Origin of the sequence: Streptomyces sp. NPDC088733, assembly GCF_044751185.1 — a bacterium.
In the GTDB taxonomy this organism is placed as follows: domain Bacteria; phylum Actinomycetota; class Actinomycetes; order Streptomycetales; family Streptomycetaceae; genus Actinacidiphila.
Window position 1 is genome coordinate 130,005 of sequence record NZ_JBIVLH010000023.1, and the last position, 11,772, is coordinate 141,776.

Below are 11,772 nucleotides of genomic sequence, written 5' to 3' on the forward strand. Positions count from 1 at the left end.
GTTCCCGATCTCAGATGTTCCGGAAGCGGTTGATGGCGTCGATGTGCCGGGCCCGCATCTCCTCGTCGCGGACGCCGAGCCCCTCCTGCGGGGCCAGCGCGAGCACGCCGACCTTGCCCTGGTGGAGGTTGCGGTGCACGTCGTAGGCGGCCTGGCCGGTGTCCTCCAGGCTGTACGTCCGCGACAGCGTCGGGTGGATCTTCCCCTTGGCGATCAGGCGGTTGGCCTCCCACGCCTCGCGGTAGTTCGCGAAGTGCGAGCCGATGATGCGCTTGAGCGACATCCACAGGTAGCGGTTGTCGTACTCGTGGGTGAAGCCCGAGGTCGAGGCGCAGGTGACGATCGTGCCGCCCTTGCGGGTGACGTACACGGACGCGCCGAAGGTCTCGCGTCCGGGGTGCTCGAAGACGATGTCGACGTCCTCGCCGCCGGTCAGCTCGCGGATGCGCTTGCCGAGGCGCTTCCACTCCTTCGGGTCCTGGGTGTGCTCGTCCTTCCAGAACCGGAAGTCCTCGGCATTGCGGTCGATGATCGCCTCGGCGCCCATGCTGCGGCAGATCTCCGCCTTCTGCGGCGAGGACACCACGCAGATCGGGGTGGCGCCGCCGGCCAGCGCGAACTGGGTGGCGTACGAACCGAGGCCGCCGCTGGCGCCCCAGATCAGGACGTTGTCGCCCTGCTTCATCCCGGCGCCGTTGCGGGAGACCAGCTGCCGGTAGGCGGTGGAGTTGACCAGGCCGGGGGCCGCGGCCTCCTCCCAGCTGAGGTGCCGGGGCTTGGGCATCAGCTGGTTGGACTTCACCAGGGCGATCTCGGCGAGGCCGCCGAAGTTGGTCTCGAAGCCCCAGATGCGCTGCTCGGGGTCGAGCATCGTGTCGTTGTGGCCGTCCGCGGACTCCAGTTCCACGGAAAGGCAGTGCGCGACCACCTCGTCGCCGGGCCGCCAGGCGTTGACGCCGGGGCCGGTGCGCAGGACGACGCCCGCCAGGTCGGAGCCGATGATGTGGTACGGCAGGTCGTGGCGCTTGGTGAGCGGGGAGAGCTTGCCGTACCGCTCGAGGAAACCGAAGGTGGACATCGGCTCGAAGATCGAGGTCCACACCGAGTTGTAGTTGACCGAGCTGGCCATGACGGCCACCAGGGCCTCGCCCGGGCCGAGCTCCGGCAGGGGCACGTCGTCCACGTGCAGCGACTTGCGCGGGTCCTTCTCGCTGCTCTCCAGGCCCTCGAACATGCCGGCCTCGTCCTTGCGGACGGTGACGGCACGGTACGACTCGGGGAGCGGCAGGGCCGCGAAGTCCGCGGCCGTGCTTTCGGACGCCATGATTGCGTCGAGGATGTCCTTCACAGTGATGCCTCCGGCGAAGCGCGACGTAGGGACGCTTGAGGGAACGTCGGGGGGTGCGGTGGGTCGTGCCGTCGGTTCGGCGGTTGTGCTGTTTCCGTGGCGGTCGCACGGAACGAGCAAGAGCGCGTGGTGGCGCGGGTGGAGTGCCTGTGACGCAGGCGTCCGGGCCTTTGGGGACAGACGGCGTGCGAAGGTTCACCGCACGCCGCCCGCCCGGACTGCTCTCACGGTATGGCACCGCGTGCCACTCGGCAAGACACTGGGTGCCAACATTTTTTCTCAAATGGCACCACGGCTGCACATCTGAGCGGCTTGGGGATGTCGGGAATATCGGGGAATGTCGTCGCGCGCAGGATGCGCGGATGCGCGGATGCGGGGGTGCGGGGCGGGGGGTACTTCACGGTCCCACCGGCCGGCCCGGGCGGCGAGTCGGGGCAGCCCCTCCGGAGGGCGGTGGGGATGTGGCACGGCGTGCCACCTCGCGTCCCGGGGGAAGGCCCGGGACGGCCGGGCCCGGCGCCTACGCGCCCTTCAGGGCCTTCTCGATGGTCCGCATCACTTCCGCGGGCGAGGCGTCGGTGCGCGCGACCGCCACGACCACCTCGCCCTGGTGGGAGGTGAGGATCGGGGCGGGGAGGGGCCGGCGGCCGATCCCCGTGCCGAAGGTCGTCCTGATCACATCGAAGGCGTGGTCGAGCTGCGCCTCCACGTCGCCCTTGCCGCCGGCCCGCAGCCAGCGCCGCAGAACGTGGTTGTGGGCGGCGACCACGGCCGACGCCGCGACCTCGGCCAGCAGCGGGTCGTCGTCGCCGTCGTGGTGGGCGCTCTCGTCGAAGTGGCCCAGCAGGTAACGCGTGAACAGGCGCTCGTAGCGGGCCACCGAGGCGATCTCGCGCTCGCGCAGGATCGGGATCTCCCGGGTCAGGCGGTAGCGCTCGACGGAGACCTCGGGCGCCTCCGCGTACATCCGCAGCACCTCGGTGATGCCTCGGCAGACCGTGTCCAGGGGGTGCTCGTGGGGCTCGGCGGAGTCCAGCACCTCCCCGACCCGCACCAGGGTGTCGTCGTGGTCGGGGAAGATCGCCTCTTCCTTGGAGCGGAAATGCCGGAAGAAGGTCCGCCGGGCCACGCCCGCCGCGGCCGCGATCTCGTCCACGGTCGTCGCCTCGTAGCCCTGGCTCGCGAACAGGTGCATCGCGGCGGCCGCCAGATCCTGGCGGACGCGATGGCGCTGGGCGGTTGCGGAGGACGTACGGGTGGGCTTCGCGGGCTGGGACATACCGCGAAAGTACTGCATTCCCGCCGACTCTTGGGCAGGGCCCGGCTTCCGCAGCCTGTGGGGCGGCCCCAGCAGGCCGCCCCAGCCGTCCGCAGGCTCAGCGCCGGGCATACTCGCGGAAGCCGCGGCCGGTCTTGCGGCCCAGGCACCCGGCCGACACCAGGTGCTCCAGGAGCGGCGCCGGCGCCAGGCCGGGGTCGCGGAACTCCTTGTGCAGCACCTGCTCGATCGCCAGCGAGACGTCCAGCCCCACGACGTCCAGCAGCTCGAACGGGCCCATCGGGTAGCCGCCGCCGAGCTTCATCGCCGCGTCGATGTCGTCCACCGTCGCGTAGTGCTCCTGCACCATCTTCACCGCGTTGTTCAGGTAGGGGAACAGCAGTGCGTTGACGATGAACCCGGCCCGGTCGCCGCAGTCCACGGCGTGCTTGCGGACCTTGCCGCAGACCTCGTGCACGGTCGCGTGCACGTCGTCGGCGGTCAGGACCGTGCGGACCACCTCGACCAGCTTCATCGCCGGGGCGGGGTTGAAGAAGTGCATGCCGACGACGTCGGCCGGACGGGACGTCGCGGTCGCGATGGCGACGACCGGCAGCGAGGAGGTGGTCGTGGCCAGGACCGCGCCCGGCTTGCAGACCTTGTCCAGGGTCGCGAAGAGCTGCTGCTTGACCGCCAGGTCCTCCGCGACCGCCTCCACGGCCAGGTCGACGTCCGCGAACGCGTCCAGCGAACCCGCCGCGGTCACCCGGGCCACGGCCTCGTCCCGCTGCTCCTGGGTGAGCCTGCCCTTGGCCACCGACCGGTCCAGGGACTTGGTGAGCGCCGCGAGTGCCTTGCCGGCCTTCTCCTGGCCGCGGGCGGCCAGGACGACCTCGTAGCCCGCCTTGGCGAACACCTCGGCGATGCCGGTGGCCATGGTGCCGGAGCCCGCGACGCCGACCTGCCGCACGGGGCGCCCGGCCGCGGCGCCGTCGCCGGCGACGGGCGTCTCGGTGTCCGCCACGACCGTGGCGCTGCAGGGGGCCTCGTAGGTGTAGAAGCCGCGGCCGGTCTTGCGGCCCAGCAGTCCCGCAGCGGTGAGCTGCCCGAGGATCGGCGCCGGGGCGTGCAGCCGGTCGTGGGAGGCCGCGTACATGGCCTCCAGCACGGTCCGGGCGGTGTCGATGCCGATCAGGTCGAGCAGGGCGAGCGGGCCCATGGGCAGGCCGCAACCGAGCCGCATTGCCGCGTCGATGTCCTCGCGTGTGGCGTAGCGGGACTCGTACATGGCGGCCGCCTGGTTCAGGTAGCCGAAGAGCAGCCCGTCGGCGATGAAGCCCGGCCGGTCGCCGACCGCCACCGGCTCCTTGCCGAGGCCGCGGACGAGCGCGGTCACGCTCTCGGTGGCCTCCGGCGAGGTCAGCACGGTCGAGACCACCTCGACCAGCTTCATGGCCGGGGCGGGTGCGAAGAAGTGCAGGCCGAGAACCCGGTCGGGGCGCGAGGTGCGGGAGGCGAGCTCCGTCACCGACAGCGCGTTGGTACCGGTCGCGATGACCGTGTCGGGCTTGACGACGGCGTCGAGCCCGACGAGGACCTCGCGCTTGATCTCGAAGTGCTCGGTGACGACCTCGATCACCAGATCGGCGTCGGCCGCGGCCTGGAGGTCGGAGAAGGTGCGGAAGCGGGCCAGCACATTGCCGCGCTCCGGCTCCGTCATGCGCTCGCGCCGCACGGCGCGGGCGGTGGCTGACTCCAGGGAGTCGACGGCGCGGCGCGCCGCGGCCTCGTCGGTCTCGATGCCGATCACCTCGTGACCGGCGCGTGCCATGACCTCGGCGATGCCGGTGCCCATGGTGCCGAGGCCGACGACGGCGACAGTGCGGAAGGGACGTGGACGGTCCATCGCGGAACTCCAGTTGCTGAGGATCCGCGCCGTGCGTCTTCATGGCACAGGCGCGGGCGGGAGAGGAGTTGTGAGGAGCCGCGGGGTGCGTACGCGTGGGTGTGCGTGCCCGCGTGAAGATGCTGGCGCGCCCTGTCCCGGGGCTGCGCCGCGATGGTGCCGAACCGACGGCGGCGGCACACGGCGGCTGCGTCACCAGGCCGCGGTGTGCGTTGGTTAGAGGGTAACCGGCGAGTAACCAGCGCGCCAGCCCCCCGCCCATGTGATTTGTACCCCCGACAGATGAGCGCGCCATTAAGGTGAACATCGGGCGAGAGGGGACGCTGTGGACGACGCGGGGGACGGGCGTTTCGGGGAGCACCGCGCGGCGCGACGCGCCGGGGCCCTGTACGGGTCCCTGCGCTCCGGCGGCACCACCCTCGCCGAGCTGCGGGACCGGGGCGAGTCGCGCCGCGTCGTCGGACTGCTGTCCTTCGCGGCCCAGGGCGCCGCCGAGTCCCGCGACGCCTATGTGCGGCGCATGGCCGCGTCCAGGGACGCCGCCGCCATGGTGCGGCCGTGGCTCGGACCGGAGGAGCGGGCCCTGCTCGACGGGGTGACCGGCCGGTCACCCGGTGTCCCCGCCCTGCTCGGCATCCTGCCCGGTGGCACGGCGGACGAGCGCCGCTACGTCCTGGAGGCGCTGGCCGCCCGGCGCGCACCAGAAAGCGCCGCACCGCTCTTCGAGTTGCTCTGCGACGCCTGCGCGGAACACGGCACGCCCGCCTGGTACCCGGACCTGCTGGAGCGGACCATCGGCCGCGTCTTCAGCGGGGGTGAACGCCGGCACTGGCGCCTGACACCCTGCCCGGCCGACCTGCCCCGGGCGCCGGGAAGCGTGCCGCTGCTGCTCCGGTACACCGCCCACCCGGCGCCCCGGGCCAGGGCCCTCGCCCTCGATCTGCTCGGGTGCGCCGGGGAGCCGGCGCACCTCGGCCTGTTCGTCGCGGCCGCCCGGGACACCGAGGCGGACGTGCGCGAGGCGGCGCTCGCGGCACTCGGCAGGACGGACCACCCCGGTGCGCGGGACGCGCTCGCGGGCGTCCTGACCGAGCCGTCGCGCTCCCTGGAGGAACGGGAGATCGCCGCCGTCGCGCTCGGCCGCGCCGGCGACCGCCGGGCCTTCGAGACGCTCTTCCTGCTCCTCAACCACCGCGACGCCTTCCGCAATGTCACCGCCGCGGACACCCTCGCCCGGCTCGGCGACCCGCGCACCGCCCGTGCCGCCGCCGCGCTCGCCACCAATCGGCTGCGCATCACCTATGCCCTCGCCGCGATCCGCCTCCTCGGGCGTCTGGGTGCTCCGGAGTCCGTGCCGGCCCTGACGTCCACCCTGCGATGGCTGCTGGACGAGGGGCGGTTCGGCCTCCAGGCAACGCGCGGCTGCGTGCAGGAGCTCGGCCGGCTCGGGGACGCGCGGGCGGTGCCCGCGCTGAGCCGGGCCGCGGGGGTGCCGGCACTGCGCGCCCCGGCCGTGGAAGCCCTCGGCCGGATCGGCGGCCCGGCCGTGCTGGACCTGCTGCTCGCCGCGGCCGGCGACCCGGAGGAGCAGGTGCGGAGCGCGGCCGCGCGCGGACTGGCCCGCTACTGGGACGAGCCCCGCGCCACTGCCGCGCTCGCGGGGCTGTGCGCGCCGCCGTACCCGCGGCGGGTCGTCCGGGCCCTGGTGCGTTCCGGCGACCCGGTGGCGGCCTCGGCGCTGGCCAGGGCGCACAAGGAAGCGCCCAGTGCAGCGACGCGGAGGCTGGCGGGCTCGTTCAGTCCAGTTCCGCGGCGTAGCGCAGCTCCTTGAGGGGCACGTCGTCGTACATCTCGATCTGGTCGGTCCCGTCCGGGCCGAAACCGGCGCGTGTGTAGAAGCGCCGCGCGGGCTCGTTGTCGGCCAGCACCCACAACCGCAGCTGTCGGAAGCCGCGTTCGGCGGCGCGGGCCCGGACGGCTGCCATGAGGGCGCGTCCGGCGCCCTTGCCGATGTGGTCCGGGCGCACGTATATGGCGTACAACTCGCCGACCTCGCCGCCGTCCTGCTCACCGCGGTACGGGCCGAGCGCCGCCCACCCGGTCGGTTCGCCGCCCTCGGCGGAGACAAGGTTGTCGACCCGCCCATTGCCCTCGTCGAACCATCCCCGGCGGCGTTCGGCATCCGCCTCGGCGTCCATGGCGTCCAGGTAGGGCTGCGGGACGATCCCCGCATACGCCGCCCGCCAGCCGCTGACGCGGATCGCCGCCACGGCGTCGATGTCGTCGCGGGTCATCGTCCGTACTTCGTTCATGCACCGGACGCTATGCGCACGGAGGAGGTGCCGGCCAGCGGCTTTTCTCACAGCAGCGTCAATTGCGTCGGCTCCGGCACCGGCTCGGCGGCGGCCGACTCGTCGGCGGGCGGCGTCGGTACGGCCCGCAGACGCCGGGCGGCACCCGCGCGGGAGGGGCCTATGCCGAACTCGTCGGCGAATTCGTGCACCATGCGCGTGATGCGCCGCTGGTACCAGGTCGGGGCGTAGGCACCGCTCTCGTACAGCGCCTTGTAGCGGGAGATCAGACGGGGGTGGTGCACCGACAGCCACGCCATGTACCACTCGCGGGCGCCGGGGCGAAGATGCAGCACGAGCGGGGTGACCGAGGTGGCGCCGGCCGCCGCGATGGCGCGGACGGTCTCCCGCAACTGCTCGGGGGAGTCGCTGAGATAGGGCAGCACGGGTGCCATCAGGACGCCGCAAGGGATGCCGTGGCCGTTCAGGGTCCGGCAGACGTCCAGCCGCCGCGCGGGCGCGGGGGTGCCCGGCTCCACGGTGTTCCACAGCTTCCGGTCCAGGAAGCCGACGGAGACCGCGACGGAGACCTCCGTGACGCGCGACGCCTCGACCAGCAGGTCCAGGTCGCGCAGGATCAGCGATCCCTTGGTGAGGATCGAGAACGGATTGGCGTGGTCCCGCAGGGCCGCCAGGATGCCCGGCATCAGCCGGTACCGTCCCTCGGCGCGCTGGTAGCAGTCGACGTTCGTGCCCATGGCGATGTGCTCGCCCTGCCAGCGCGGCGCCGCCAGTTCGCGGCGCAGCAGTTCCGGGGCGTTGACCTTGACGACGATCTGCGAGTCGAAGTCCAGGCCGGTGTCGAGGTCCAGATAGCTGTGCGTCTTGCGCGCGAAACAGTAGACGCACGCGTGGCTGCACCCGCGGTAGGGGTTGATCGTCCACTCGAAGGGCATCCGGGACGCCCCCGGCACCCGGTTGACGATGCTGCGGGCGCGCACCTCGTGGAAGGTGATGCCGCGGAACTCGGGCGTGTCGAATGTGCGGGTCACGGCGTCCATGCCGAAGAGCGCGGGTGTGGCCGCCGCCGTGTCGCGGCTCAGGTTGTCCCACCTCATGCCGCCTCCTTTTGTTGCTCTGCCCCGAGAATAGAACACCTGAGCGAAAAACGTCGAGGGGTATCCGGAGGAGGTGTCGCCGGCGGTTGGCGGAGTCCCGGAGCCGGGGGAGTCCCGGTCCGGGCAAGAAGGCGGCGCTCGTGGGCATGGGCGGGCTCGGCCGCGTCGCGTTCAAGAGCGCCGATGTGCTCGGCGCCGAGGTGACGGTGCTCTCGCCGTCACTGCGCGAGGGCGTCGCGGCACGCTCGACCACGGCGGAGCCGTCGATCCGTGCCGAGGGGGTCAACGAGGCGTACGAGCGGGTCCTCGTCAGTGACGCGGCCGCGATCCGACGTAAGGGCGTTTCACGGCTCCGTGTACCTCAGCCCGCTGCGTGCTGTTCGAGGAGGGCGAGGTAGCGGCGGGCGAACAGATACGCGTCGCCCGGCCACCGGGCCGACAGATAGTGGCCGTCCTCGACGACGAACGCGTGGGTGTCGTCGTCCTCGGTTCCCCGCTGGGTCAGCACGCGGGGTCCCCGCTCGAACTGCGACGCCGGGTCGGCGAGCGCGTCGCGCACCTCGTCCTCCACGTACGCCGGATAGGTGCGGTAGTACCGGCCGAGGCGCCAGGCGGTCGTCCAATAGGCGGTACGTTCCATGTACTTGGGCAGGCAGGTGGTGCGGCGGTCGGCGAGGAGCCCGCGGCCCGTATCCAAGTCCTTGGTGCGGGCCAGCACGAGGACTCCGTGGCAGATCGCGCCGACCGGCCGGTCCAGTGCCCAGAACCGGGCCACCTGCTCCCGCAGTACGCCCGAGTCCAGGTACTGGCGCATCCCCGGCGCGTGCCCGCCGGGCAGCAGCAGCCCGTCGAACTCCGTGACGTCCGTGTCCTCCCAGCCCACCGGGTGCTCGAACGCGGCGCTGCGAGTCAGCTGTTCGTACCGGTCCTTGGCCTCCGCGGCGGCACCGAGCCGGCCGAACACCACCCCGTCCAGCAGCCGCGGGTCGGCCGCGGGCCGGGTACCGGGCCGTTCGGTGGCGAGCACGACCTCGTGACCTGCCAGGGTGAGCACGTGCCACGGCACGGCGACCTCGGTCACGTCGAAGTCCCGGTCCGGGACCGGCATCCACACGCGCATGCGGGCATCATGCCAGGACCGCGCGCGTTCATGGGCGTGGACGCCACGGCCATGCGGAACAATGCTGTGCTGGAGCCTCGGCGGCTTTCCGGCAGTAAGCACGCCATGGGAATGCCCGAAAGGGAATCCCGGGGACAGGGGCATGGAATCCTGGCGCCAATGTCCCTCGGCTGAACCGGCCGGCTTGGGCACGGCATCCGTGATGTCCCAAGACGGGGGAGGGACGCCGCGGGCAGAACTCTGCCGGCCGTGTCCTGGCAGGCGGGAAGAGTCGTGCGTGTGCCATTGCGGTGCCGGAATATCCGCGCCACACCTTCTCCGTGAATGACCGCGGGTGCCGCAACCCGTGGACGGCCTCGGACGGTTGGTGCGGGCGATCACAAAGTCGCGCCGATTGAATTTCCGTGCCGTCCTCGAGCGTGGCGATGTTCAATTCTCGGACTTCGGAGAGGCGTGCGACGTACGTCGTCCCTTCCCGGCGCCTTCCTACTCTCCGGCCCATGAAGAGATCAGTTGTGAGTGGTGCTACCGCAGCCGCCGCGTCCCTGACGCTGGTTGTGGCCGCTGCCGTGCTCGGCGGGGGTCTCCCGTCCGCTGACATCGGCCTGGCCGCCGGCCGCGGTTCGGACAGCACGTCGTACCTTTTCGGAGGCTCCGGCAAACCCGGGAGCACGGCGGCGGTACGTGCCTACCGGGATCTGCTCGACCACGGCTCCGACGCGAAGATCCTCACCACCGCGCACCGGGGCCAGTGGCGAAAGGCCCCGGAGAACTCGCTGGCGGCGTTCAAGGCGGCCTACGACGACGGTGCCGAGATCATCGAGACCGACATCCAGCTCACGAAGGACGGCGTTCCCGTCCTGATGCACGACACCACCGTCGACCGCACCACCAACGGACGCGGCGCGGTCTCCGACATGACGCTCGCCCAGATCGAGCAGCTCCGCCTGCGCGAGGGACTTGGCGGCGGCCAGGCGGCGGTCACCGACCAGCAGGTGCCCACGCTGGAGGAGGCGATGGAACTCGCCAAGAATCGCGGGCTGATCAACCTGGACAAGGGCTGGCCGTTCCGGGAGCAGGTCTGGGACGTGCTCACCCGCACCGGCACCGTCGGCAACGGCCTCTACAAGAGTGACGCCCCGGTGCCGGAGGTCCAGGACTTCCTCGCCACCCACAAGGGCGCCCTCTACATGCACATGATCACGGACGGCAACCTGGGGGCCGTGGCCGCGTTCGGCGACGACCAGCCGGTGGCCTACGAGGTGAACTACGGCAGCGTCCAGGACGCCGTCGCCCGCAAGCCGTTCCTCGACGCCGTGGCCCGGCACAGCCGCGTCTTCAACAACACCATGTGGAACGGCCTGTCCGACCACATGACCGACGAGGCGTCGCTGACCGACCCGCTGCGCGGCTGGGAGGCCCTCGCGCGCAGCTTCGACACCACGATCTTCCAGACGGACGATGTGGAGAAGTTCGAGTCCTGGCTCCGCACCGGCGAGGGCGACCCCGTTCCGCACGGCGGCGTACGGGTCCAGGCCGAGAACTTCCTCCCCGGCCAGGACAGGGGCTACCACGACAACGACGGCGGGAACAATGGCGGGTTGAAGATGCGGCCCGGCGAGGACGTCGACATCGAGGACGCCGACGGCAACGTCCGGGTCGGCTGGATGCGCGGCGGCGAGTGGCTGACCTATGACGTGGACGTCCCGCGGACCGGGACGTACGCACTCTCCGTCCGGGCGTCCTCGCCGTACTCGCCCGCGGGCACCTACACCGTCTCCTTCGACGGCGGCGTCGAGAGCAAGCGGGTCGACATCCGCAACACCACGAGCCACAGCAAGGAGGTCCTGCAGCCCAGCGGTGTGCAGCAGCGGCTCACCGTCGGCCGTCACACCCTGCGGATCAGCCTTCCCCAGGACGCCTACCAGAACTGGAACCTCGACTACCTCCAGCTCGTCCCGGTCCGCCGCTGAAGCACTCCTGGCCGGCCCCCGTCCGGGGACCGGCCAGGACGCGGGCCCCCGGGTGCCCCGATGGGAGCCGCCGATTTCGCGGGGGCGCGCCCGTGGTGATTGGCTTGCCGTGACGGCACACGGATCACGGCAAGTCACCGGAGGACGGCGATGGCACAGGTCGAGGCCACCACCCAGCGCGAGATCGCGGCGAGCCCGGAGAGCGTCTTCGCGGCGCTCGCCGACTACGCGGGGACCCGGCAGCGGCTGCTGCCCGAGCAGTACAGCGAGTACGAGGTGCGGGAGGGCGGGAGCGGCGCCGGCACCCTGGTGCACTGGAAGCTCCAGGCGACGGAGAAGCGCATCCGCGACTGCCTGTTCGCGGTCACCGAGCCGACCGCCGGGCAGCTCGTCGAGACCGACCGCAACTCCTCGATGGTGACCACCTGGACGGTCACCCCGGCTGGCGAGGGCCGCGCCAAGGCCGTGGTCAGCACCACTTGGACCGGCGCGGGCGGCATCGGCGGCTTCTTCGAGCGCACCTTCGCGCCCAAGGGGCTCAACCGCATCCAGGACGCGGTGCTCGCCCGCCTGGCCGCCGAGACCGAGAAGTAGCCGGCGGGAGCGAACCGCTGTGCCGGGCCGGCGCCGGGCGCTCAGTGCGCTCCGGCGCCGTCCCGGATACCGGGCCGGTAGCCCAGGCAGCGGGAGGCTTCCTCGGCGGCCTCGACGACACCAGGGGCGAGCCGTCCCACATCTGCCGGGGTGAGCCGCTGGGT

Annotated in this window: 9 protein-coding genes and 1 pseudogene; 4 read left to right on the top strand and 6 right to left on the bottom strand. The window is 71.8% G+C overall.

The window, feature by feature from the left end:
* Positions 1 to 10 precede the first annotated feature (10 nt).
* The 3 genes from ccrA to ACIP64_RS32305 form a co-directional block, all read right to left on the bottom strand.
* Positions 11 to 1,348 carry a crotonyl-CoA carboxylase/reductase gene (gene ccrA / locus ACIP64_RS32295; RefSeq protein WP_401593676.1) on the bottom strand — a complete coding sequence of 446 codons (1,338 nt, stop codon included), beginning with the start codon at positions 1,346 to 1,348 and terminating at the stop codon, positions 11 to 13.
* 520 nt (positions 1,349 to 1,868) lie between these two features.
* Positions 1,869 to 2,627, bottom strand: a complete 759-nt coding sequence (locus ACIP64_RS32300) for a TetR/AcrR family transcriptional regulator (protein ID WP_401593678.1) — start codon at positions 2,625 to 2,627, stop codon at positions 1,869 to 1,871.
* A 97-nt stretch (positions 2,628 to 2,724) separates the two neighbouring features.
* Entirely contained in the window at positions 2,725 to 4,512 is a 1,788-nt protein-coding gene (locus tag ACIP64_RS32305) for a 3-hydroxyacyl-CoA dehydrogenase family protein (RefSeq protein WP_401593685.1), read from the bottom strand.
* 325 nt (positions 4,513 to 4,837) lie between these two features.
* Between ACIP64_RS32305 and ACIP64_RS32310 the strand changes: the two genes are divergently transcribed.
* Positions 4,838 to 6,343, top strand: coding sequence for a HEAT repeat domain-containing protein (locus ACIP64_RS32310; protein ID WP_401593687.1), 1,506 nt, complete (start codon positions 4,838 to 4,840; stop codon positions 6,341 to 6,343).
* Here the strand turns inward: ACIP64_RS32310 and ACIP64_RS32315 are convergent.
* Positions 6,309 to 6,824, bottom strand: coding sequence for a GNAT family N-acetyltransferase (locus tag ACIP64_RS32315; protein WP_401593690.1), 516 nt, complete (start codon positions 6,822 to 6,824; stop codon positions 6,309 to 6,311). The genes ACIP64_RS32310 and ACIP64_RS32315 overlap by 35 nt on opposite strands.
* A gap of 47 nt (positions 6,825 to 6,871) precedes the next feature.
* A complete protein-coding gene (locus ACIP64_RS32320; RefSeq protein ID WP_401593692.1) occupies positions 6,872 to 7,921 on the bottom strand; it encodes an Rv2578c family radical SAM protein in 1,050 nt (349 codons plus the stop codon).
* Between the two features lie 104 nt (positions 7,922 to 8,025).
* Here ACIP64_RS32320 and ACIP64_RS32325 point away from each other — a divergent pair.
* Positions 8,026 to 8,151 (top strand): annotated as a pseudogene (locus tag ACIP64_RS32325) (alcohol dehydrogenase); the annotation flags it as partial.
* A 131-nt stretch (positions 8,152 to 8,282) separates the two neighbouring features.
* Here ACIP64_RS32325 and ACIP64_RS32330 read toward each other — a convergent pair.
* Complete coding sequence (locus ACIP64_RS32330) at positions 8,283 to 9,041, bottom strand: type 1 glutamine amidotransferase domain-containing protein (protein WP_401593694.1); 759 nt, start codon at positions 9,039 to 9,041, stop codon at positions 8,283 to 8,285.
* Between the two features lie 515 nt (positions 9,042 to 9,556).
* On the opposite strand from ACIP64_RS32330, the gene ACIP64_RS32335 reads away from it, so the two are divergent.
* Positions 9,557 to 11,014, top strand: coding sequence for a glycerophosphodiester phosphodiesterase family protein (locus tag ACIP64_RS32335; RefSeq protein WP_401593697.1), 1,458 nt, complete (start codon positions 9,557 to 9,559; stop codon positions 11,012 to 11,014).
* A 150-nt stretch (positions 11,015 to 11,164) separates the two neighbouring features.
* Positions 11,165 to 11,608: an SRPBCC family protein gene (locus tag ACIP64_RS32340; protein ID WP_401593699.1), complete on the top strand. Its 444-nt coding sequence runs from the start codon at positions 11,165 to 11,167 to the stop codon at positions 11,606 to 11,608.
* Positions 11,609 to 11,772: the final 164 nt, after the last annotated feature.